Genomic DNA, 24,370 nt, shown 5'->3' on the forward strand with positions numbered 1-24,370 from the left:
ATGAGCAAAATTTTAATTGGAGTGACTTCATCGATAAGTACACAACTTCTCCGAGGGCAGCTTGAGTATTTTAATAAGAAAGGCTACGATATGCACCTCATCTGTTCGCCAGATGGAGATATTGACTTCGTTCCAAGCTCGAATATTAAAGTCCATAAAGTAAGAATGAAGCGAGAGATTTCTCCTTTTTCGGATTTACTTTCCTTACTACAGATTATCTGGATTTATTTAAAAGTAAGACCAGATATTACGAATATTTCCACGCCAAAAGCAAGTTTACTATGCATGATCGCGGCCTATCTGACAAGAACCCCCATGCGTATTTATTCCATCATCGGTTTACGATTTGAAACTTGTACAGGAAAAAAAAGAAAGCTACTACTCACAATTGAAAAACTAATCTGCAAATGGAGTACAAGATGTATAGCGGTTAGTCCAAGTTTGAAAGAAGTACTAATTCAAGAAGGGCTAGCTCCCAGAGAGAAGATCAAAGTACTGGGATCAGGCAGTTATAATGGTCTTGATTTATCCGAATTCAAGCTGGATAAGGATGAAGTTGCACGGCTGAAAAAGCAATATTTAGATGAAAGTGATCATCAAGTGATTGGATACGTTGGCCGATTGACAAAAGATAAAGGCATTGATGATTTGGTAGAAGCTTTTACTGAACTCGCAACGGAGAGAAGTAACTTGACATTGTTACTAGTAGGCGATTTTGAAGAAGGAGATGCTGTGTCGGCTACCACCAAAAATCGGATACTAGAGAATCACCGCATCATAAAAACAGGATTTGTCCCCAAAACGGCATCATATTATCGCTTGATGGATATGTTTATTTTACCAACATATCGCGAAGGCTTTGGGAATGTCGTATTAGAGGCTGCTGCCGCCAATGTACCTGTTATTACGACAAATGTGACGGGTGCAAAGGATGCGATTATACCGAATGAGACGGGTTTGCTTATTGAGGCCGGAAATGTAACCGAAATGAAAGAGGCGATAAGGACACTGCTAGAAGATAAAGAACAAGCAGCGCGTCTTGGTGAAAAAGGAAGAGAAAGAGTGGTCAAGGAGTTCCAATCAGAAAACATTTGGAAAGGCTTAGACATAATTTATAGTAGGGCGGAGGCTGAGGAACGGTATGTATATGAAGTCGAAAAATAAGATAGACAGATGTATAGCAATAGTGATGGTAATATTATTAGCGCCATTACTGCTGTTTATAGCCTTGTTAGTCTGGATTAAATTAGATAAAAAAGTGATTTTTTCACAAGAGAGAGTTGGGCTAAACGAGTCTGTTTTTAAAATCTATAAATTTAAAACGATGACTGATGAACGAGATGAGGCAGGGAATTTACTACCAGATCACAAGAGACTCAGCCCATTCGGCACTACATTAAGGAAGTTAAGCCTAGATGAATTACCACAATTAATCAATGTAATTAAGGGTGATATGAATTTTATCGGACCTAGACCATTGTTTAAGGAATATCTTGCTTTTTATTCGGAAGATGAGAGAAGGCGCCATATTGTACGCCCAGGTCTCAGTGGTTGGGCGCAAGTAAATGGTCGAAACCGTATAAGCTGGCATGAGAAGTTTCAATTAGATCTATTTTATGTTGAAAATCAATCGTTTAAGCTAGATATGAAAATTTATAAAAAGACAATTTTAAAAGTTATTAGTCGCGAAGATGTAAATAATTCCGATCAAATAGCAATGGAAAGGTTGGACGAGATTAAGCATGCTTAAAACAAATAAAATGATCCCGCTAGCAGTACCTCATATGAGTGGAAGAGAACAAGTATACATTCAAAAAGCGTTTGAAGAAAATTGGGTCGCGCCACTCGGGTCTAATGTGGATGCATTTGAAGCGAGCATTGCGTCGTATAATCAGGTGTCTGATGCAGCAGTGGTTTCTTCTGGAACAGCAGCCATTCATTTAGCACTAGAATTACTAAACATCAAAGCTGGCGATATTGTATTCTGTTCTACATTTACTTTCGTAGCTAGCATAAACCCAGCTTTATATTTAGGTGCAAAGCCAGTATTCATTGATTCAGAGGAAGATACATGGTGCATGTCACCGTTTGCTTTAAAAAATGCTTTGGAAGAGGCTAAAAAAAATAATCAATTGCCCAAAGCTATTATTGTGGTTCATATTTACGGACAGTCAGCTAAAATGGACGAGATTATGTCACTAGCTGGCGAATATGGGATTCCTATTGTGGAAGACGCAGCGGAAGCGCTTGGAAGTGTGTATAAAGATGCACCGTTGGGAACGTTGGGTGATTTCGGGGTATTTTCTTTCAATGGAAACAAGATTATCACTACGTCCGGTGGTGGTGCACTTATTGCGAAAAATCCAGAAAAAATAGTAAAGGCGCGCTTTTTAGCTAGTCAAGCCAAGGAAGATGCACCATATTATTTACATCATCAAGTTGGCTATAATTACCGTCTCAGCAATGTACTCGCAGGTATCGGTATTGGTCAAATGGAAGTTTTGAAAGCGCGAGTAGCTAGAAAACAGGAGATATTCAAGGACTATCAGAAGGTGTTTACAGAAGTTGCTAATGTGACAATGATGCCAGAATTAGAAGATGCAAAGGGGAATAGATGGCTGTCAACTTTTACATTTGATGTAAATGAAAGTGGAAAGACGCCAGAAGATGTATTAAAGTTGCTAAAAAATCGGGGGATTGATAGTCGTTTGTTATGGAAGCCGATGCATCAACAACCTTTATTTCAAGATGCGCCATTTTATGAGGATGTAGCTGGGGATGTAGCTACGAAACTATATAATACAGGTTTATGCCTGCCATCCAGCACTCAGATGACACAACAAGAGCAAGAATACGTGGTGGATACGATAAAAAGGATTTTAACCGAATGACTAAATAACTTGAAGGATGTATGAAATTAATATGCCAATAAAAATTCCTAAACAAATATATGTTATATGCGTCAATTTCATCATGTTATGTCTTGGAGCATTTGTTACTATTTATGTTGCTGAGAACATCAATGCACCAGGGTATGATCGATTGTATCTGCTACCATTAACCTACACTTTCTGTTTCTTAGCCATATTTTCCCGTTTATTATTCCATCGTTTTAAAGTATTTATCGTTGTTTTCAGTACCATCGGTTTTGCAAGATTTGTGGTGTTGCCGTTCTTTATTGTATTTAATGATTACTATGGAGGCCGGTCTCCAGAACCACCACTTGCAAGTTCGATGGAAACAGCCATTTACTTGATGGTTTATGAACTTATCATTGTGACAATTGTGATTGGGGTTCTAGATTATTTTCAAAATAAAAAATATAAGGCTCGAGATACAGAGAAACCATTTGACGAGACGAAAAGTTATTTTGGGTATATGGTGTTTATTGTTGTTGCTATTTTGGCGACAATAGGTATACCAGGCGTTATTTCATCGATTAGCTTGTTTATTCCGAAGCCAGATTTGGTGGATGTAATGGAAGATAGTAGTGTTTTACACATGCTTGGTGGCTATATGTTTATTTTAGCGAAACAGCTTGTTTTTATTATGGTGACATGGTGGGCGTATAAAAAACATGCGGCTACGAATCAAATGCTGTATGTTTGGATTGCGATTGTAGCTCTATTTATGAATATCGGTATTTTTACGGGCACAAATCGTTCAGACATTGTACTTGTTGCTATTGTGAGTTTGGTAACATTCAAACTGTTGTTCCCTAAATATTTCAAAATGGTGGTATTCTTTGTTGTAGCTATGATTGTTGGGATTATTATAATCATGAGTACCGTGCGTAATATTGCATCGATTTCTGGAGGAACAAGTGGGGTGACGGACTTCACGGATAATTTGCAGGTGTATTTTGGAGGCCCGTATAACGTAGCGATGGCGCTTGAGACTAAGCTTATTTTTCCTCAAGCTCAGCATTGGTCCGTATTATTTTTCGATATTTTCCGGCCAATGATTGGTGTCAATATATTTGTTAAGAATTTACCGTTTGACTACTCGAATCTGTTTTTTAACCAACGTTATTTTTACTCTGAGCACACAACGCAAATTTTGCCAATGATTGGTCAAGGAAATCTGTTTTTTGGTTATCTACTTTCACCAATTTTTTCAGTTTTTGTTGTATGCCTAGCCTATTTTATTCAATCTAAAATTGATAGGACGCGCTCGATAGAGATGTTCTACTTTCTCACCCTTGTCTGTACGCGGATGGGCATGTTGATGGGACAAAATACGATGAATATTATTAACGATCTTAGCTACAACTTGGCGCTGTTTTTGATTGTCTATTATGTGAATAAAAAAATTGTTTTTAAGAAACGTCTAGGAGATGTTCACTATGAATAAGAAACGCCTATTTTTTCGATATATTTTACCAATGCATATCGTTCAATTAGTAACAGCTGTGCTTCCTAATACAGATATAACCACAAAGATTCGTGGTTATATGATGCGACCGTTTTTTAAATCTTGTGGATCTAATTTTCGGATTGGGATGCGTGTGATTATCAATCGACCAGACTTGATTTGTGTTGGTAATGATGTCTATATAGCACATCAATGTTATTTAAATGGGACTGGTGGACTTACGATAGAGGATGGTGCGTCGATAGGGCCAATGTGCGTTATCGTAACGTCCAAACATGTGTATCAGAATGGAGCGGTTTCTATGAATTCAGAGGCTCAACCAGTTGTTATTGGCAAAGGGGCTTGGCTTGCAAGTCATGCGGTGATTAATGCTGGCGTGACGGTTGCTCCTGGAACCACTGTGGGCGCAAATGCAGTTGTTACGAAAAATTTTGAGCGAGATGCTATTATTGGCGGGGTTCCAGCGAAGTTTATTCGTAATCAGAAAGAGCACCTGCATGATGTACATTAAGAAGCTTTTTCAAAATGATTTTTTCCTGACATTGGTTAAAAAAGGGTTTGTTGTACTAAACGGCGTTATTAGTTTGATGCTTGTGGCAAGGTATTTTGGTCCAGCAATGCGCGGGGAATATATGTACGTCATCAATATTGTTATTGTAGGAACAACGATTTTAAATCTAGGAATTTCATTGATTTACCCTCAAATGCGTAAGGAAGATCCGTACGCGAAAAAATTATTTGTGAGTTATGCTATTATCCAATTTTTTGTCTATGGAAGTATTGCGATTGCTGTGACACTCATAACAAAAAATCTTATGTTGGGGCTAGGACTGCTACTCATCAGCGTTAATGTTCTAAACCTTCAAGTGACACAGATTAATCTTGTTGAAAACTTGAAGCAGCAGTCTATTATTATTATCATTTCTTCCATTATAAATACGATTCTAATTATACTTGCATTTTTCCTAACAAGTGAGAACCTTTATGTCATTTTAATTATTTATGGTTTGAAAAGCTATGTATCTATGATTTTTTCGCTTATTTCATTATGGGATCGTGATTTTAAATTTAAAATTGTACCAGCAAAGTATAAAAAGATGACTGTGCTATCTTTTTTGCCACTTCTGACATCTTTTTTAATCGCGGTTAACTACCAAGCGGATATTATTATTCTGAAAATGATGTCGGTGGATTATTATCATATCGGCTTATATAGTACGGGTGTGGCATTAGCAGAGTATTCATGGATGATTCCAGATATTTTTAAAGAGGTCATGTTTCATCGTAATGCTTATAAAGATGATATCAAACGGATGACTTTTTCTATTCGATTAGGATTTACAGCGGTTGTTTTAGTGGCGATTATGGTAATCTGGCTAGGCAAACCTTTATTGGGTCTACTGTTTGGCCCAGAGTTCATTCCAGCCTACCCAGTTGTGGTTTTAATGTTCTTGGCTGTACCGTTCATGGTTTATGCGAAAATTATTGGAACTCTTTTTTCGGCGAATGGCGGCTGGCGCTTTTACTTTATTACGCTGCTTGTCAGTGTTTTGTTAAACGTTGGTCTAAATTTTGTTCTAATACCGTTGTTCCATATTTATGGTTCAGCGATCGCCTCGATTATTTCGTACGCTTTTTGTGGACTTACATTAGTTGTATGGTTTAAACGGAAATATCGTGTACCGTTTACTGATTTATTATTTATGAAGCCTAAAGATGTAAAGGCAGTAGTACCATTCTTGTTTAGAAAAAAGCAGACCAATAGTGCGATGATGCGAGACAGCCAGTAAAAAAGTACATGAAAGGATAGATTTTATTTGTTTAAAAATGGTTATTTTATTATATCTCTTGATTTTGAATTAAGATGGGGGAGTTACTCTTGGGATACGAATCATTCGTATGATGCCAACGTTTTAGGCGCTAGGAAGGCGATTCCAGACATATTACAGACATTTAAAGAACACCAAATTCATGCAACGTGGGCAACAGTCGGTGCGCTGTTCGCGGAGTCAAAAAGTGATATTTTGGAAGTGAATAAGCAATATTTCAAAAATACACCAACTACTCATATATCTGATTTTTTAAAGGAATGTACAGAACTAGGAGAAAATGAGACGGCAGACCCTTCCCACTATGCCCTTTCTTTGATAGAACAAATAAGCGCAACAGAGCATCAAGAAATAGGGCTGCACACATATTCTCATTTTTACTGTTTAGATAATAAGGAAGCCGATAAGTCGTTTCAAAGTGACACATGTGCTGCGCTGGCCATGATGAATGCACAGGGCATTGAGCCTAAAAGTTTTGTTTTCCCTAGAAACCAATTTAATCCAGAGTTGTTAGATATACTAAAATCATATGGAATGAACATTGTTCGCGGCAATGAAAACCATGTCTTATATCGCGAGCGTGAAGAGAAACAGGAAAATAGAGTTCATCGCGCTTTGAGGCTTATGGACTCCTACGTTAACATTTCAGGCTATCATACATTTTCACCAGACTCTTGTTTGAAACAAGGTCTAGTTAACATTCCTTCCAGTCGATTTTTAAGACCATATGTAAAAAAAGCACGTCATCTAGAACGACTAAAACTAAACCGTATTAAGAAGGCAATGCGCCATGCTAGTGAACATGGGGAGGTATTTCATCTTTGGTTCCATCCACATAATTTTGGTATGAATATCAAAGAAAACATTGCTATGCTGCAAGATATATGTGCGTATTATGAATATTTGCAACATGAGTTTGGCTTCAAAAGCGTAACCATGCAGGAGCTAGCTCAGAAAGTTGAAGGAAAGGGAGACACTTTATGAAAATCATGATGCTTGCGGGTGAAAAGTCAAGTTCTCATGCTGTTTATCAAAAAATAAATATAGGATTTCCAATAAGTACTGTTGTCATGGAAGCCCCTTTATCCAAAAAAGGAATGATTAAAAGAAGGATAAAGCGTCTAGGGATTGGAACAGTTATTGGACAAGTTTTATTCCAGCTCTTATGCCTTCCATTTCTAAAAAAGGAAGCGCGGGAACGAATCCAGCAAATCATAAAAAAAGAGGATATAGATGAGACCGATATACCAGCGTCTAAAATACAACGAGTGCAATCTGTCAATGATGAGAATACGATTGCAGTAATTCAAGCAGAAGCGCCAGATTTGATAATTGTTTGTGGAACTAGAATAATAAGTAAGCAAGTACTAGAATCTACGAAAGCTCCTTTTATTAATATTCATGCAGGAATTACACCATATTATAGAGGTAGCCACGGAGGTTATTGGGCGCTAGTTCAACAAGATAAGAGAAATTGTGGTGTCACCTTGCACTATATCGATACAGGTATTGATACAGGGAATATCATAGCTCAAGACAAAATTAGCGTAACTTCAAAAGACAACTTTGTCACCTATCCTTACCTACAATTAGCAAAAGGTATTCAGCTACTTGAGCAGTTCCTAGTAGGAAAGAGTACAGAATTAATCCCACCAAAAATAGCGGATAGAAATAGAAAAGGTAAAGTATTCTATCAGCCAACCTTGTTCCAATATCTACTCTTGAGGAAGCGCCTGAAAGTTAAATAGTCGAGCTTAAAGAGGTATGTAAGCTTTTCAACGGAAGGAGCTAAGCGGGGGGTGTAGAGATTTTCTTGAATTTATTGGTTTAATAATTCTATTGACAGTAGTGCAGACAATAATCATGCTGAGTATCTTTGGAAAAAAGATTTGGATTTGAGTATACAAAAAACACCTATAGAATGCACTTCTTTTTTGAAGTGGCCATTCTATAGGTACCATTGTAATTGGTCCTTTTTCATATGATTTTCTTTTAGAAGAATTAGAATGGGAGACAATACCTGCAGAAAAATTTAATCAATCAGAAATACAAAACTTACTAGATGGTACTACTATTGATATCTATGCAATGAATTGGCGAGCCTCAGCATCTACGCGGGCAGAAAAGGAATATTTAAGCGGGTTGAGAAAGGACTTTTATAAGCAACGTCAACTAATACTAGCATGGAGACTATCTGGAAATAATATCCAGCATAGACGATTCCCAACTAATCGCCATAATAGTAATGATATGGCACTCAATACTTGGTTTGTTTAACTTTTTAGCAAATACCATCTTATAACTCTGTAGCAAAGAGTTACAAAGGTTGTGGAGAAACAGTAAAGTATGGATATTCGGAAAATGGATTAAAAGTTCGAGCAATGCTCAAAGAAAATGGTAATCATTTCGATTTTAGTGCTGACTGGAGTATTAATGGATTTTTTTTTGATTGCGGATTCTTTTTCTGGCGCGAATGAGTCCAGGTATGGCATTAGAAGAGTCTGAGACAAAAGGTTCTCTGACCTAGAAAAATACGTATCAAAAATCTAAATTCAGATTTTTGATACGTATTTTTTCCTTTTTCCATCAAAGGAAAATAAAATATATTGCTTCTTCCCGTTGTTTTTATTGTTCATATACACAATGTAAACATAATCAAGTTAACGCTTATATCATCATGCGTAATATGCCCCAACTCTGGAACCGAATTGTTTTTCAAAATATCATACCAAAACTCAAAAATGTTCCCATGATTCTTCTTAGTAGAGGTATTAATCTCACAAAAATCTTCTGAAAAAAGGGCTCAATAAAATAATATTACGAAGGAAAACACAAAAATATTCATAGACGCTTCATTCGGTTCCTTAAAGGCTAGTCTTAACAAAATGCTCCTGTACTATCTCGAACAAACTTTCAATTATGCACTAATCTTTGCTTGCCTTTTCTGGATAAATCTCAGTAAGAATACGAGTAAGGCAACACAAACAATGGATAAGATTGCAATTTTAGTATTTCCTTTTAGTAGCGCATCTCCTCCAAATGCATATAGGAATGAAGTAGGTAAAACACCGAATGTAATCGCTAGCAAAAGTGATTTTAGTGGTAATTTTAATTTGACTGCTGTGTAGTTCACGATAACGGATGGTAGTATTGGAATCATGTAACCCGCTGTGATGCCGAAGAGCGGGTTTTTCATGCGTGAAATATTAGCTATGAATTCGTCCGATCTGTTTGTTTTTTTGGATGTTCCAAATTTATGTAACATAATAATCACGATGACATTTCCCAATATATTTCCGGTGATATTCATAACAACACCAATCCACGGGCCAAAGCACACACCTATAAGAATACCGATTACTGAGTTAGGAACACCAGGAATAGCGCACATGACGGCTGTCAAAGCTACTAGCAACAAGGCATCTTTTAACTTATGGCTACGAATACTCTCTATCAGCTGCGTTCTATCTGCATCCGGATCAAGGAATAACTTGAAATCAGCAGAATAATCCTTATAAATAATGTAACCTAATATGATAATAGCGATGAGACCTAGCACAATAAACATTACTTTGACTTTGAGACGGATATTCATGTTTTTTCCTCCCTTTTTCCCCTCTACAACTCCAATTATAGCTCGACATTTTGTACTTAGCAAATTCTTGATTACTGTACTTTCTCTTTTTTACGGAAGCCATTTGGTGTGTACCCAGTGATCCCGCAAATCAGAGTGTACCTGTTTATGAATGGTTTTGTGAATCTTTGTTAGGGAGCAAATTATTATTTATGGTAACTATAACATGGAGGTGTAAAACAAATATATATCTAATTATTTCTAATTAACGATAAATAGATTAGATGATGAAATAAGAAGAAATATTTTCAGATAGATAAAAAATAGTATCACATAATGACATTGTGTGATGGTGTTGGAAATGGTATGAAAAAAGGAAAGATTATTGTTCATGAAATTCTAATCTGGATCACAGCTATTTTTTTCTTAAAGATGTAATATAAAAATATAAGTTAACAACAAGCAAATTCATTATCATACTTTCTCCCGAAGCGTGATAATGTGAACTCCCTTTTTAGACGGTTGCGGCTCTCCCCTTTTCCGTAGTGTTTTTTTGTGCACCAAAAATATATCTGATAAGGGTATACTTGAGCAAGACAGAAAGAAGATGGGGTATTATCAAAGGAAGGCATGTCTGGTAAGGCTGTCCGATAATAACTCTAAGTAAGTAGAAATAAGTACAGCAACAGGTATATAACGCGTTTCTTCTATAGCAAACTAGACAACAATCATTTTGAGCCCTGTTATAGTATCACTTTCGTCTTTAAATATTTACAATCATGTCGTAAACACAGATTAACTGATATAATGAATCAGAACATGGTTTTAATTTTTTAGAGATGAGGAAAGCCAATGGATAAACAAAAACAGCAACTAAGTATTGAAGTTGCGCGCCTGTATTATCAATCTGATTACAGTCAACAAGAGATTGCCAGCCAGCTCGGAATTTCACGCCCAACTGTATCCCGACTTTTGCAATTCGCTAAAGAAAGTGGTTACGTGGAAATCAAAGTTACCGATCCGTTCGCCGACTTGGATGCGTTGGAAACAGCGCTTCGAGAAAAATATAACTTAAAAGAAGCACATGTCGTTTTTTCACCGACTACCGAATATACAACAATTACCGATTTCCTTAGCAAAAAAGGTGCAGAATACCTTGAAGAAATTGTTAAAAATGGTGATATTCTTGGTGTAAGTTGGGGAACGACAATGTATGAAGTCGCGAAAAAAATTCGACCGCAAGATGTGCGTGGTGTGGAAGTGATTCAATTAAAAGGTGGGATTAGTCATTCCAACGTCAATACATACGCATCCGAAACGATTTCTCTATTCGCTGAAAACTTCCAAACGATGCCGCGCCATTTACCGCTCCCTGTTATTTTTGATAATGCCACCGTCAAAGAAATGGTGGAGCAGGATCGTCACATTCACCACATCATCGAGATGGGAAAACAGGCAAATATTGCGGTTTTTACTGTTGGAACCGTTCGCGATGAGGCTCTTCTTTTCCGACTCGGCTATTTTAATGAAGCTGAGAAAAAGCTACTAAAAACAAAAGGCGTTGGCGATATTTGTTCCCGTTTTTACGACAGAGACGGCCAAATTTGTAGTGCAGAAATCGATGCTCGCACAATCGGTATCGAACTCGAATCACTTAAGCTAAAAGAGCGCTCCATTCTGATTGCAGGTGGCGCAAGGAAAGTCGTAGCGATTCATGGCGCGCTTCAAGGAGAATATGCCAACATTTTGATAACAGATCAGTTCACCGCGAAAGAATTAGTTCGATAGTAGCTTTTTGCCAAGATATGCGACGGAAACCTATTTTTTTAAACTTAATTATGGTAGTATGCAATAGAAGAAGGTTTTGCGAAAAATCATGCGAGGTAGTTTTTCTACAGTCTGAGGCTATGCGTCAACATAGCCTTCCACGCAAACATGAAACACCGTTTAAGATGGTGCCAGCCTTCATAGTTTTTTTGAAACCACTCAGCTGTTTGGAAGCTTATGAGTGGTTTTACTTATCTCTGTCATTCTTACTGTTCATAATCATAACGACAAGTCCTGCGAAAGCGACCATAATCGTTAGTGATTCAAAGACAGTCATAATTAATCCTTTCTAGGAGAAACCAGGAATAACATCGGCATCACCTACTTTCATAAAAAGAAGGCGTCAAACCACATCATAAACTTTTCTGCTAACCAATTATATCATGTAATCCTTAATAAAAGTCCCACAATCATAACTTGAACATAATTTCATATATAACTTTACAAATGTTCATATCTGTATTATGATGAAAACAAATAATAGAAAAGCGAGGAGATTACTCATGACGAATATCGCCAAAATGATCGACCATACAGCTCTAAAACCAGAAACAACGAAGGAAATGATTCTAAAACTAACAGCAGAAGCCAAGCAATTCAATTTTGCATCTGTCTGTGTGAACCCTACGTGGATTGAGCTAGCTCATGAACAATTAGCAGGGACAGGCGTAGATGTATGTACGGTTATCGGCTTCCCACTTGGTGCCAACACAAGCGTTACTAAAGCGTTCGAAGCAGCAGACGCTATCCAAAAAGGCGCAACAGAAGTCGATATGGTTATCAATATTGGTGCTTTAAAAGACAAAGATGACGCTTTAGTTGAGTCAGATATTAAAGCGGTTGTCGATGCGGCTAAAGGAAAAGCTTTAGTTAAAGTCATCATCGAAACAAGTCTATTAACGGATGAAGAAAAAGAACGGGCTTGCCGATTAGCGGTAGCAGCAGGAACGGATTTCGTCAAAACATCAACTGGGTTTTCGACAGGTGGCGCAACCGTGGAAGATATTGCATTGATGCGCAAAACGGTCGGACCTGATATTGGTGTAAAGGCTTCAGGCGGAATTCGCACAAAAGAAGATGTTGATAAAATGATCGAAGCAGGCGCAACACGTATCGGAGCAAGTGCGGGTGTGTCGATTGTTTCAGGAAATGACGCAAATCCGAAAGATAACTATTAACAAAATCGTCAAAATGTGGCATGATGGAAGAGAAGTAATTTTTCCTGTGAAAAGAGGCGAGCCACATTGGGTGCAACGATTCGAGATATTGCAGAAAAAACGGGTGTTTCCATTACGACTATTTCCCAGATACTAAATGGTAAAGGGAGTCGTTTTAGTGAAGCAACGAGAAATAAAGTGTTTCAAACCGCAAAAGATTTAGCCTATAAACCAAACTTTTTTGCGAAAAATATGGTGACGAATCGGACGAATACGATTGGTATGATTGTACCGGAAGTAACGGACCCATTTTTTTCGCAAATGGTGAAGGGCGCAGAGGATTATTTGAATGCGCATGATTATATGATTTTACTATGTAATTCCTCGCAGGACAGTATGCGTGAGGACCTATATGTGGAGGAGCTTTTGCATAGGGCAGTGGATGGATTGATAATTGCCAGTCCAAATATTTTGGCATCCAATGTGTTTACGCAACTAGAAGCGCTACATAAACCATATATTTTGCTGGATCGCAAACGGCATCATCGCGAGGAAGGCAATATTTTTATTGATGATTATGAAGGCGGATACATGGCAACGGAGCATCTGATAGCACTAGGTCACACGAACATTGGGATTATCACATCGGATGATTCTTTTTATTCGGTAGAAGAACGTCTACAGGGCTATCAAGCTTCATTAAAGGAGCACGGAATAACAGGCTCACTAGCGTGGATTATGGAAGGCGATCAGACAATGTCAGGCGGCTATATCGCATCGAAAAAATTGCTGGAAACCGCTGATATAACAGCCTTGTTTGTAACGAACGATCAAATGGTGGCGGGAGCATACCGTGCAGCACTTGAACTCGGCATCACAATTCCAGACGATCTTTCTGTTATTGGCTTCGACGACATTGAACTAGCAGAATACATGGCACCAACGTTAACAACAATCCGTCAACCAATATACGACATCGGAAAAACCGCAGCCGAGTACCTACTAAAAGCCATCCAAAATCCAACCGAAAAAATGGCAAACAAAAAAATGCCACTCAACCTCATTGTCCGCGAGAGCACAAAAAAACGAATAGTAAACGCAGAATGAAGGTAGAATTATCGCTAAAACGATTAAAAACACAGAACGTCGCCTAACAGGAGAATCCACAAAATTTCGGCGGAGTGACAGCTGCTCATATTCTAGGCAAAGTCGAGTAGCTGTCGCTCCGAGATGGATATTGTTTCACATGTGATACAATTGATGATATACTGTTATCGGTAAACCGTTTTACTTTTTAAGTTCCGAATGTAAACGCTTGCTGAGAGGGCTAGCATTGTTATCAGTAAACCGCTTTACTCGTAGTAGCAAAAATAGTTCCATACTTTAAATTATTGGGGGATTCATAATGAAATTTCTAATTGGTATCATTGGTTTGATTGTCGTTCTAGGCATCGCTTGGATTGCGAGTAACGATCGCAGAAAAGTGAAATTTAGGCCGATTATCGTTATGATTGTTTTACAGTTTATTTTAGGGTTTATACTGCTGAACACGAGTGCAGGAAACTGGCTCATTGGTGGGATTGCGGATGGCTTCGGTAAATTATTATCGTATGCCGCAGAAGGTGTGAATTTTGTATTTGGTGGTCTTGTGAACACGGATCAAATGTCCTTTTTCCTCAGTGTATTGCTGCCGATTGTCTTTATTTCTGCGCTAATCGGGATTTTACAACATTGGCGTATTTTGCCGTTTATTATTAAATATATTGGCCTTGCGCTGAGTAAAGTTAACGGAATGGGGAAATTAGAATCATATAACGCGGTTGCTTCTGCAATTCTTGGGCAATCTGAGGTTTTTATTTCTGTGAAGAAAGAACTTGGATTACTGCCGAAGCATCGTCTTTATACGCTGTGTGCTTCTGCTATGTCAACCGTTTCGATGAGCATCGTCGGCTCTTATATGGTACTCTTAAAGCCAGAGTATGTCGTAACAGCATTGGTTCTTAATCTATTCGGAGGTTTCATCATCGCATCAATTATCAATCCGTATGAAGTTACCGAGCAAGAAGATATTCTCGAAGTAAAAGAAGAAGCCAAACAAAGCTTTTTTGAAGTGTTAGGCGAGTATATTATGGATGGTTTCAAAGTAGCGATTACGGTTGCTGCAATGCTGATCGGTTTCGTTGCGATTATTGCAATGATTAACGCGATTTTCAGCGGTATTTTCGGTCTTTCGTTCCAAGAATTACTCGGTTATGTTTTTGCACCATTTGCATTTTTAGTTGGTGTTCCTTGGGATGAAGCAGTTAAAGCAGGGAGCATTATGGCGACTAAAATGGTATCCAATGAATTCGTCGCGATGACTGATTTAGCAAATGGTAATTTCCATTTTTCAGGCAGAACGACCGCGATTGTATCCGTATTCCTCGTATCGTTCGCTAATTTTTCATCTATCGGTATTATCGCCGGAGCAGTCAAAAGCTTGAACGACAAGCAAGGCATCGTTGTCGCACGTTTCGGTTTGAAACTATTATTCGGTGCCACATTAGTTAGTTTCTTAACAGCCACAATTGTTGGCTTAATCTATTAAGGAGGTTTTTCAAAATGGCATTTAAAAGAATTCACGTTGTAGTTATGGACTCGGTAGGTATTGGTGAGGCGCCAGACGCAGCGCAATTTGATGATTTTGACGTTGATACATTAGGGCACATCGCGCGCGAAAAAGGAGGACTAAAAATGCCTAATATGGCGATGCTTGGTCTGTCTAACATTCGCGAAATTGCAGGTGTTCCCGTTGCTGATAAGCCACAAGCCTACTTCACAAAAATGCAAGAAACATCCGCAGGTAAAGATACGATGACAGGGCATTGGGAAATCATGGGTCTTTACATTGACACACCATTTCGCGTATTCCCAGACGGATTTCCAGATGAACTGATTAAAAAAATTGAGGACTTCTCTGGTCGTAAAGTAATCGGAAATAAACCGGCAAGTGGTACAGAAATCATGGAAGAACTCGGGGAAGAGCAATTGGCAACAGGAGCTCTAATCGTGTATACATCCGCTGATTCTGTTTTACAAATTGCTGCAAATGAAGAGTTGATACCGCTTGAAGAACTATATCGTATTTGCGAGTATTGCCGAGAAATTACGCGTGATGAACCATACATGCTTGGTCGTATTATCGCTCGTCCATTCGTTGGCAAAACAGCGAAGACATTCGAACGTACAGCAAACCGTCATGACTACGCACTAAAACCATTCGATAAAACAGTGATGGATCATTTGAAAGATGGCGGCTTAGACTCGATTGCAATCGGTAAAATATCTGACATTTTTGATGATGAAGGTGTGACGAGATCGATTCGCACGAAGTCAAACATGGATGGTATGGATAAGTTTATTGACCTATTAAGCGAAGATTTCCATGGCATGAGTTTCCTGAACCTTGTTGACTTTGATGCATTGTTCGGTCACCGTCGCGATCCAATCGGTTATGGTGATGCGCTGGAAGCATTTGATGCGAGACTTCCAGAAGTGTTCGCAAATATGAAAGAAGATGATTTGTTACTTATCACAGCTGATCACGGGAACGACCCAACGTATCGCGGCACCGACCATACGCGTGAATATGTGCCATTGTTAGCTTATTCGAAACAATTTAAAGACGGCGGTAAGGAGCTTGATTTGCGCAAAACATTCGCTGATTTAGGCGCGACCGTCGCAGATAATTTTAAAGTGAAAATGCCTGAGTACGGTGAGAGCTTCTTAAACGACTTAAAATAAAAAGGATTGGTGAACGAAAATGAGAATGGTAGATGTAATTTCGAAAAAGCGTGATGGTAAAGAATTAACGACCGAGGAAATCGGATTCGTAGTAGATGGTTACACAGCGGGCAAGATTCCAGATTACCAAGTTAGTGCACTTGCTATGGCGATTTTCTTCCAAGATATGACGGACCGCGAGCGTGCAGATTTGACAATGGCGATGGTTAATTCCGGTGAAACGATTGATTTGTCGGCGATTGAAGGTATTAAGGTGGACAAGCACTCGACTGGTGGCGTTGGAGATACGACAACACTAGTATTAGCACCACTTGTTGCAGCACTTGATGTACCGGTTGCAAAAATGTCTGGACGCGGATTAGGTCATACGGGAGGTACGATTGATAAATTAGAGGCGATTGAAGGCTTCCACGTAGAAATCACAAAAGAGCAGTTTATCGATTTGGTGAACCGTGATAAAGTTGCGGTTATTGGTCAATCAGGCAATCTAACTCCTGCTGATAAAAAACTGTATGCATTACGTGATGTAACTGGCACGGTAAACTCGATTCCACTTATTGCAAGCTCGATTATGAGTAAGAAAATTGCAGCAGGTGCTGATGCGATTGTTTTGGATGTTAAAACGGGTGCTGGTGCCTTTATGAAAACAGATAAAGACGCAGAAAACTTAGCGCATGCGATGGTTCGGATTGGGAATAATGTTGGCCGCCAAACGATGGCAGTTATCTCAGATATGTCGCAGCCGCTTGGTTTTGCAATTGGTAATGCCTTGGAAGTGCAAGAAGCAATTGATACGTTAAAAGGTGAAGGACCAGCAGACTTAACAGAGCTAGTTTTAATTTTGGGAAGTCAAATGGTTGTTTTAGCTAAGAAAGCGAATGACTTGGACGAAGCACGAGCGATGCTGAAAGAAGTAATGGCGAATGGAAAAGCATTAGCGAAATTCAAAGACTTTTTGAACAACCAAGGCGGGGACGGTTCGATTGTAGATGATCCAAGTAAATTGCCACAAGCGAAGTTCAAGATTGACGTGCCAGCAAAAGAAAGCGGCGTTGTTGCGGAGATAGTTGCAGATGAAATTGGTATTGCTGCGATGCTTTTAGGCGCAGGACGTGCGACGAAAGAGGACGAAATTGACTTAGCAGTTGGCATTATGTTGCGTAAAAAAGTTGGCGATAAAGTGGAGGTTGGTGAACCACTTGTAACAATTTACTCAAATAAAGAAGATGTGAAGGCAGTTGAAGCAAAGATTTACGAAAATATTCGAGTTAGCGACAAAGCAGATGCACCTAAGTTGATTCATACGATTATTACCGAATAAAACAGAGCAAAGTCCCCTGATTCGCGATGGAATCGGGGGACTTTGTTGCGGATATTATGAGGCATCGTTTGCCGATTTAGAGCCTCAATATGCAGTGGAATGAAATTGCCTTCCTTATAGCCAACTCCTCGAAAACTTCACGCCCTCCATAAAAGTCAAAAGAGGACTTTTCTTGCGCCCTCTAACAATTTCTGTCGAGGCTAAACGGGCTCTTTCAGCTTTTCATCACACAACATAAAATATAATACAATCATCGCTCTGTGAGACTTTATTAAAAAAAGTCCGCAGTGCTTGGAAATTTATTCGTAATTCTTTTTCTAACTTATCTTTCTTTGTTCGCCAATTTATCCCGTATAAACCAGCTTTCTTCAATTCCTTAAAATCATACGTTGCTAGGAATTCGTCTTCGGTGATACTGAATAAGGCATCTTTTGCCATACGGACTTGCTCAGGGTAAATGAAATATACGGTTGCTAAAGAATCACGAATTTCATTTTCTATCTTAAGCGGTACAATATAACCCCAGGGTGATTTTCCGTTTTTTGTTTTCCCGCAAAAAATATAATGAATAATCTCCCAGTATTCATCTAGCGACAGTAACATTGGTAGCGTGAAAACAGATTCATATCCCGATTTTATTTCTCGCATACCAGGCTCGTCAATGTAATAATAATATCCATGTAATGCCATTTTGTTATTCCCCTTTCAAGTTGCTATTTGTCACATTCACTCTCCATAGTAAAGCCGATTATTATCGTTTCACTATGACAAAGATAATTATGCTTAATTTTAGTTGATTTGTCAACGAAATGCTTAACTGTGTAATTTTGTAGTCGATAGTGGTAGAATTAAGAACAAACGTTTCTAGTTTTGATGAATAGGGTAAATTAATAAATATGCTTTTAATGACAAAATGAAAGGGAAGTGACCCATGATACGCTTTGAAAATGTAACGAAACAATACCAAAATGGCGAACATGCCGTCAAAAATGTTGATTTGAATATAAAAGATGGCGAGTTTTTTGTGTTTATTGGACCGAGTGGTTGTGGTAAAACGACGACACTAAAAATGATTAACCGCCTTATTCCGCTTACAACAGGAACAATCTATATCGATGAAAAACGAATCAGTGATTATAATATTCACGAATTGCGCTGGAATATTGGCTACGTGTTGCAACAAATTGCCCTTTTTCCACATATGACGATTGAAGAAAATATTGCGATTGTGCCAGAACTTAAGAAATGGGAGAAGGAGAAGACGCAGAATCGGATTACCGAATTATTGAATAGCGTTGGTTTGGATGCAGAAAGTTATCGCAATCGCAAACCAGCAGAACTTTCCGGTGGTGAGCAACAACGTGTTGGAGTGGTTCGTGCTTTAGCTGCTGATCCAGAAATTATTTTGATGGATGAACCGTTCAGTGCATTGGATCCAATCAGTCGCCAAAAGTTGCAACAAGACATGATTGTGTTACAACGCAAAATCAAAAAAACAATCGTATTTGTTACGCATGATATGCAAGAGGCATTGATGCTTGGGGATCGAATTTGTATTATGAAAGACGGCGAGATTGTGCAATGTGATACGCCGAATGAAATTTTGCGAAATCCAGCGAATGCGTTTGTACAAAATTTCTTGGAATCAGGTAATGTGAATCAGCATGTACTATCGTCTAAGTTTACTGTACAAGATATGGTGGAACAGGGCTATTTTGAGGCACAATTAGTTGAGGGAGAGGCCGATTTTGGTTCGCTAATTGCAGTAGAAGTGTTACTACAACAATTAGCAAATCAGGCGACCGTATCAGTTGAACAAGAAGGTAAGCCGGTGGGGATAATCACGCAACAACATATCATCCAATTTCTTGCAAAACAACTAGAAAGAGAGGCTGAGCGTGTATGAGCCAATTAATTGATACGTTTCAAGTACGGCAGGATGCTCTCTGGACCGCGCTCGTTCAGCATATCGAACTGTCCTTTGTCTCACTATTTATTGCTGTTTTTATTGCTGTTCCGCTTGGCATTTATTTAACGAATCATAAGCGCGCTGCTGAGCCAATCATCCAAGTGACGGCTATTTTGCAAACAATTCCATCACTCGCTTTGCTTGGTTTGCTAATCCCGCTTGTTGGAATTGGTACAGTACCGGCGATTATCGCACTTGTTATCTATGCTTTACTACCAATTTTGCGGAATACATATACTGGAATCAAAGAAATTGATCCGGTTTTGATGGAAGCCGCTGAAGCCATGGGAATGAACAAATGGAAAAAACTGTATAAAGTCCAATTACCACTTGCGATGCCAGTCATTATGGCAGGTATTCGTACAGCGATGGTTCTGATCATTGGAACGGCTACACTCGCAGCGCTTATCGGAGCTGGCGGACTAGGGGATCTTATCCTACTAGGAATTGATCGCAATGACAATAGCTTAATACTACTTGGAGCTATTCCAGCCGCCTTACTTGCGATTTTATTCGATGTCATTTTACGCTATATGGAAAAAGCGACGTTCAAGCGGACACTTATCACGATTACCGGTGCACTTGTTATCACTGCTAGCGTCATCATTGCGCCGTACTTTACTGGTCCACAAAAAGAACTTGTTATCGCTGGAAAACTAGGTTCGGAGCCGGAAATTCTTATCAATATGTACAAACAACTCATCGAAAATGACACCGATTTAAGCGTTAAAGTCAAACCAAACCTAGGAAAAACAAGCTTCGTTTACAACGCATTAAAATCAGGCGATGTCGATATTTATCCAGAGTTTACAGGAACAGTTTTGGAGACTTTCCTCAAAGAACCAGCAAAAAGTCATGATCCAGAAGCTGTATATGAACAAGCACGTGATGGCCTCGCCAAAACCGAGAAAATGGCTTTCTTGAAACCGATGAAATATAACAACACATACGCCGTTGCGGTCGCACCACAATTTGCAAAAGCGTATAATCTAAAAACTATCTCAGATTTAAAAGCCGTGCAAAACTCGGTTAAAGCAGGATTTACACTCGAATTTTCCGATCGTGATGACGGTTATAAAGGATTGCAGAAACTATATGGTTTGACATTCGATTCATTAAAAACAATGGAGCCGAAATTGCGCTATTCTGCTTTAAAAGCAGGCGATATCAACACACTTGACGCCTACTCCACAGATAGCGAGATTGCACAATACAAACTCAAGGTACTTCAAGACGACAAGCAACTCTTCCCGCCATATCAAGGAGCACCACTCATGTTAGAATCGACCTTGAAAAAATATCCAGAACTAAAAGAACCTCTGGAAAAACTGGCAGGTAAAATAACAGATCAGGAAATGAGTGAAATGAACTACGAAGTTAACGTCAAAGGCAAGTCAGCAGAAGAAGTAGCTAAAAACTACCTCACAAAAGAAGGCCTACTTAACTAAAAAGGGACTTGATCATAACCCAAATAAATCGGCGACAAGCGCTCGCATTCAGGGGATTTGGCGGACTTCCGGTTCTGCTACGCAATACTTGCTACGCTTAACTTCTTGCATGGTCGAGGAAACTACACTCTCCCTGCTTTCAGTCATCACATACACGAGTATGCTCCGCTTCTGGCTTCCACCAAATCCCCTGAATACAAACGCTTTCGCTCGATTTGTGTTAAGCGAGATTCACATCCTACTCGAAAAAAAGGATTTGTGATATCTTGCTTATTTTGTATGAAAATAAGTTTTGTCCTGGTTTTGTCTTCTTTTTTAGTGGAATATCATGTGAAGCGCTACTAATAGCCGATTTCAACCGATGCATTCACAATATACATCAAATCATTCTTATCTGCCTTATCCGCTAGAAAAATTCCGCTAGTCGTCAACATCCCGCCTGGCATCGTTTCTACAGTAACAGTACCATAAGGAATAATAGCTCGAATCGCCTCAGCATCAAGTAATTCCGCATCTATTGGTAACGCTAGCTTTACATTGACCACCATATTATTCAAATCCTTGTTGGGTAATAAGTCCTCAATTCCCGGCATTGAATTCGTGAAAATGGCATTTCGTACCGCACGAATCGCAGCTTTCGTAATATCTTGGCCATGCACATCCACTCCGAAACCAGTTTGGATAAACAATATTTTCTTCATCTCATCACGCTCCTATTTAAACAATGCGAATCCTGGTCTTTCTTTAGCATACTGCTCTAAAATATGCATCCAAATGTTCCCTTCTGGATCATCACTCGCCGATAAAGCAGCGGCCATTTGACGTCTCTGAGCCTCCCCAAGCTCAGCCTCAATTGCAGAGCCAGCCTCTGTTAAAAACACGCAACGTACGCGTTTATCTGTAGCAGCGGGCTCAATAACGATGTATCCCTTTTTTTTTAATTCTAGCAACGGTTGATGTAGCGCCTGTTTTGAAACTTCGAGCAACGTCAGCAACTCATTCATTTTAATACCAGGTGAGCGCGCCACAAAAAATAAAATTCGGTGATGCGTCCGCGTAATATCATACTTTCCGATGAGTCTATCAGCTGTTTCAACAAACGTTTTGTAAGCAAAATAAAATAGAGCGATCTGTTGATTTAATCGATCCTCTTTGTCCATAATGTATCCCCTTTTTCAAAAAATATAAGTTCAGTATAGCATAAATGTTGAAAAGTAGGAATACGCGGAAGAGATGTATTAAGACGTCAATTTTAGGGTATGGTTTTAGTGAAGGAGTTGATGATGATGGGAAATAAATATCAACGTATTTTAGTCGCATTAGATGGTTCGACACAATCAGAAATAGCCTTTTTAAAAGCAGTGGAGCTTTCCAAAGCAACGAATTCAGAACTTGGAATTGCGAGTATAGTGGACATTCGATCGTTTTCGCCGAACATCTCATATGATGGCGGGTTGGAAAAAGCGGCGCACGATGAGGCAACATCCAGGCTGGCAGAATACAAGAAGTTGGCTGAAGAAGCTAATATCAAGCAAGTACACACTTTTTTAGAAGTTGGAAACCCAAAAACATTACTAGCACGCGAAATCCCAGCCGCATTCGATGCTGATGTCTTGATTTGTGGAGCTACAGGTCTCAACCGTATCGAAAAAATCGTATTAGGAAGCGTTTCTGCATACGTTTTACAACACGCAATCTGTGATGTATTAGTCGTCCGTGAAAAATAAAAAAGCATAATATCAGTTAGTTCCCCGCTTTGGAGCTACTGATATTATGCTTCTTATTAATGTGTAATCTCTAAATCCTTCATTTTATCAGGTTGATGTTTGTAATGGAATGTAAACTGGAAGATAATCGCTAGAATCAATGTATACGCCGCAAAAATCAGCCAAATCGTATGCCAATCTTTCACGCCATCAATCGTGTAGTAATCGACAACCATCCCACTCAAAATTGCACCAACATAAGCACCGACGCCATTTACCATTGTCATAAACAAGCCTTGCGCACTTGCTCTAATATCCTTGCTCACTTCTTGTTCCACGAAAATAGCGCCAGAAATATTGAAAAAATCAAATGCGCAGCCATAAACAATCATTGAAAGCAAGAGAAGAACAGTTCCAAACGGTGACGGATCCCCAAAAGCAAACAGGCCAAAACGCAATGTCCAGGCGATCATGCTTACCAACATGACCGTTTTTATACCATAGCGCTTCAGGAAGAAAGGAATCGCCAAGATAAATAAAACTTCCGCCATTTGTGAGACGGACAACAGAATCGAAGGATATTTCACGACTAAACTATCCGCAAACGTTGGATTTAATCCGAAATCGTGCAAGAACGGGTTACCAAACGTATTTGTGATCTGTAAAACGGCACCAAGTAACATCGCAAACAGGAAAAATACCGCCATTTTTGGTTTTTTGAAAAGAACGAAAGCATTTAATCCGAGCATGCTGACCCAGCCTTGCTTTTGCTTCTTATTCGCCGTCGGAATTTTTGGCATCGTAAGTGAATAAAGTGAGAGTAAGAAGGACGCGCCTGCTGCAATATAAAGCTGCATATTACTAAGCTCAAGACCAGCAAAGCTAATTGTCCACATCGCGATAATGAAGCCGACTGTTCCAAAAACGCGAATTGGTGGGAAATTTGTTACAGTGTCCAATCCAGCTTTTTCAAGACAGTAGTAAGAAACCGTATTGGATAGCGCCAGTGTAGGCATGAAGAACATCGCATTCACCAGCATAACCCAGAACATCACTGTTGGATCAGACACAGTTGCTGCATAAAATAGCGCCCCCGCACAGATTAAATGGCAGACAGTGTACAAGTAATTCGCTTTAATCCATTTATCCGCCACAATCCCCATCAAGGTAGGCATGATAACCGCAGCGATTCCTTTAGAACTATAGACAATTCCAACCTCAACGCCTGAGAAGCCTAGCGTATTAATCATATAAGAACCGAGTGTAATCAGCCAGCTCCCCCAAATAAAGTATTGCAAAAATGACATAAAGCGAAGACGCGTTTTAATTCCCATGATGTTTTCCCTCCAAAAACTTATTTTCAATATGATAAAAAGAAGCCG

At 39.1% G+C, this 24,370-nt stretch carries 23 protein-coding genes; 17 read left to right on the forward strand and 6 right to left on the reverse strand.

Annotated elements, in window-relative coordinates:
- The 8 genes from R8925_RS05225 to R8925_RS05260 are packed head-to-tail and all read left to right on the forward strand — an operon-like array spanning window position 1 to window position 7,951.
- Window positions 1–1,164: a glycosyltransferase family 4 protein gene (locus R8925_RS05225; RefSeq protein WP_430534855.1), complete on the forward strand. Its 1,164-nt coding sequence runs from the start codon at window positions 1–3 to the stop codon at window positions 1,162–1,164.
- On the forward strand, window positions 1,148–1,750 hold the full coding sequence (locus R8925_RS05230; RefSeq protein WP_430534856.1) for a sugar transferase: 603 nt from the start codon (window positions 1,148–1,150) through the stop codon (window positions 1,748–1,750). The genes R8925_RS05225 and R8925_RS05230 overlap by 17 nt, the downstream gene beginning before the upstream one ends.
- Window positions 1,743–2,891 carry an aminotransferase class I/II-fold pyridoxal phosphate-dependent enzyme gene (locus R8925_RS05235; protein WP_430534857.1) on the forward strand — a complete coding sequence of 383 codons (1,149 nt, stop codon included), beginning with the start codon at window positions 1,743–1,745 and terminating at the stop codon, window positions 2,889–2,891. The genes R8925_RS05230 and R8925_RS05235 overlap by 8 nt, the downstream gene beginning before the upstream one ends.
- A gap of 31 nt (window positions 2,892–2,922) precedes the next feature.
- Window positions 2,923–4,353 (forward strand): hypothetical protein, encoded by a 1,431-nt coding sequence (locus R8925_RS05240; protein ID WP_430534858.1) that lies wholly within the window; start codon window positions 2,923–2,925, stop codon window positions 4,351–4,353.
- Complete coding sequence (locus tag R8925_RS05245) at window positions 4,346–4,885, forward strand: acyltransferase (protein WP_430534859.1); 540 nt, start codon at window positions 4,346–4,348, stop codon at window positions 4,883–4,885. Before R8925_RS05240 ends, R8925_RS05245 begins: the two co-directional genes overlap by 8 nt.
- Complete coding sequence (locus R8925_RS05250) at window positions 4,872–6,164, forward strand: MATE family efflux transporter (protein WP_430534860.1); 1,293 nt, start codon at window positions 4,872–4,874, stop codon at window positions 6,162–6,164. Before R8925_RS05245 ends, R8925_RS05250 begins: the two co-directional genes overlap by 14 nt.
- Window positions 6,165–6,191: 27 nt before the next feature.
- Window positions 6,192–7,187: a polysaccharide deacetylase family protein gene (locus R8925_RS05255; protein WP_430534861.1), complete on the forward strand. Its 996-nt coding sequence runs from the start codon at window positions 6,192–6,194 to the stop codon at window positions 7,185–7,187.
- Window positions 7,184–7,951 (forward strand): formyl transferase, encoded by a 768-nt coding sequence (locus tag R8925_RS05260; protein ID WP_430534862.1) that lies wholly within the window; start codon window positions 7,184–7,186, stop codon window positions 7,949–7,951. The genes R8925_RS05255 and R8925_RS05260 overlap by 4 nt, the downstream gene beginning before the upstream one ends.
- A 1,169-nt stretch (window positions 7,952–9,120) precedes the next feature.
- On the opposite strand, the gene R8925_RS05265 is transcribed toward R8925_RS05260, so the two are convergent.
- The gene (locus R8925_RS05265; RefSeq protein ID WP_430534863.1) at window positions 9,121–9,798 is read right to left on the reverse strand and encodes a TVP38/TMEM64 family protein; all 678 of its coding nucleotides are present in this window, start codon (window positions 9,796–9,798) and stop codon (window positions 9,121–9,123) included.
- A gap of 831 nt (window positions 9,799–10,629) precedes the next feature.
- On the opposite strand from R8925_RS05265, the gene deoR reads away from it, so the two are divergent.
- A complete protein-coding gene (deoR, locus tag R8925_RS05270; protein WP_430534864.1) occupies window positions 10,630–11,565 on the forward strand; it encodes a DNA-binding transcriptional repressor DeoR in 936 nt (311 codons plus the stop codon).
- Window positions 11,566–11,791: 226 nt separating this feature from the next.
- Here the strand turns inward: deoR and R8925_RS16030 are convergent, their stop codons facing one another.
- Complete coding sequence (locus R8925_RS16030) at window positions 11,792–11,881, reverse strand: putative holin-like toxin (protein WP_430534865.1); 90 nt, start codon at window positions 11,879–11,881, stop codon at window positions 11,792–11,794.
- Window positions 11,882–12,107: 226 nt separating this feature from the next.
- Between R8925_RS16030 and deoC the strand changes: the two genes are divergently transcribed.
- From deoC to R8925_RS05295, 5 genes are all read left to right on the forward strand, one after another.
- Window positions 12,108–12,782 carry a deoxyribose-phosphate aldolase gene (gene deoC, locus R8925_RS05275; RefSeq protein WP_430534866.1) on the forward strand — a complete coding sequence of 225 codons (675 nt, stop codon included), beginning with the start codon at window positions 12,108–12,110 and terminating at the stop codon, window positions 12,780–12,782.
- Window positions 12,783–12,848: 66 nt separating this feature from the next.
- Window positions 12,849–13,868: a LacI family DNA-binding transcriptional regulator gene (locus R8925_RS05280; protein ID WP_430534867.1), complete on the forward strand. Its 1,020-nt coding sequence runs from the start codon at window positions 12,849–12,851 to the stop codon at window positions 13,866–13,868.
- Window positions 13,869–14,166: 298 nt separating this feature from the next.
- Window positions 14,167–15,348: a NupC/NupG family nucleoside CNT transporter gene (locus R8925_RS05285; RefSeq protein WP_430534868.1), complete on the forward strand. Its 1,182-nt coding sequence runs from the start codon at window positions 14,167–14,169 to the stop codon at window positions 15,346–15,348.
- Window positions 15,349–15,362: 14 nt separating this feature from the next.
- Window positions 15,363–16,544: a phosphopentomutase gene (deoB, locus tag R8925_RS05290; protein ID WP_430534869.1), complete on the forward strand. Its 1,182-nt coding sequence runs from the start codon at window positions 15,363–15,365 to the stop codon at window positions 16,542–16,544.
- 19 nt (window positions 16,545–16,563) lie between these two features.
- Window positions 16,564–17,865, forward strand: a complete 1,302-nt coding sequence (locus tag R8925_RS05295; protein ID WP_430534870.1) for a pyrimidine-nucleoside phosphorylase — start codon at window positions 16,564–16,566, stop codon at window positions 17,863–17,865.
- A 225-nt stretch (window positions 17,866–18,090) separates the two neighbouring features.
- Here R8925_RS05295 and R8925_RS05300 read toward each other — a convergent pair whose 3' ends face one another.
- Entirely contained in the window at window positions 18,091–18,555 is a 465-nt protein-coding gene (locus R8925_RS05300; RefSeq protein ID WP_430534871.1) for a DUF1877 family protein, read from the reverse strand.
- Window positions 18,556–18,796: 241 nt separating this feature from the next.
- Between R8925_RS05300 and R8925_RS05305 the strand changes: the two genes are divergently transcribed.
- Both R8925_RS05305 and R8925_RS05310 read left to right on the forward strand, forming a co-directional pair.
- Window positions 18,797–19,771 (forward strand): ABC transporter ATP-binding protein, encoded by a 975-nt coding sequence (locus R8925_RS05305; RefSeq protein ID WP_430534872.1) that lies wholly within the window; start codon window positions 18,797–18,799, stop codon window positions 19,769–19,771.
- Entirely contained in the window at window positions 19,768–21,282 is a 1,515-nt protein-coding gene (locus R8925_RS05310) for an ABC transporter permease/substrate-binding protein (protein ID WP_430534873.1), read from the forward strand. Before R8925_RS05305 ends, R8925_RS05310 begins: the two co-directional genes overlap by 4 nt.
- Window positions 21,283–21,623: 341 nt before the next feature.
- Here R8925_RS05310 and R8925_RS05315 read toward each other — a convergent pair whose 3' ends face one another.
- Window positions 21,624–21,983 carry a Lin0512 family protein gene (locus tag R8925_RS05315; RefSeq protein ID WP_430534874.1) on the reverse strand — a complete coding sequence of 120 codons (360 nt, stop codon included), beginning with the start codon at window positions 21,981–21,983 and terminating at the stop codon, window positions 21,624–21,626.
- Window positions 21,984–21,995: 12 nt separating this feature from the next.
- Window positions 21,996–22,442 carry a MarR family winged helix-turn-helix transcriptional regulator gene (locus R8925_RS05320; protein WP_430534875.1) on the reverse strand — a complete coding sequence of 149 codons (447 nt, stop codon included), beginning with the start codon at window positions 22,440–22,442 and terminating at the stop codon, window positions 21,996–21,998.
- A gap of 126 nt (window positions 22,443–22,568) precedes the next feature.
- Here R8925_RS05320 and R8925_RS05325 point away from each other — a divergent pair, with 126 nt between their 5' ends.
- Window positions 22,569–23,009 carry a universal stress protein gene (locus R8925_RS05325; RefSeq protein ID WP_430534876.1) on the forward strand — a complete coding sequence of 147 codons (441 nt, stop codon included), beginning with the start codon at window positions 22,569–22,571 and terminating at the stop codon, window positions 23,007–23,009.
- Window positions 23,010–23,065: 56 nt separating this feature from the next.
- Here the strand turns inward: R8925_RS05325 and R8925_RS05330 are convergent, their stop codons facing one another.
- The gene (locus tag R8925_RS05330) at window positions 23,066–24,322 is read right to left on the reverse strand and encodes a nucleoside permease (protein WP_430534877.1); all 1,257 of its coding nucleotides are present in this window, start codon (window positions 24,320–24,322) and stop codon (window positions 23,066–23,068) included.
- Window positions 24,323–24,370: the final 48 nt, after the last annotated feature.

This window comes from Listeria rocourtiae subsp. hofi (assembly GCF_963575615.1).
In the GTDB taxonomy this organism is placed as follows: Bacteria; Bacillota; Bacilli; order Lactobacillales; family Listeriaceae; genus Listeria_A; species Listeria_A hofi.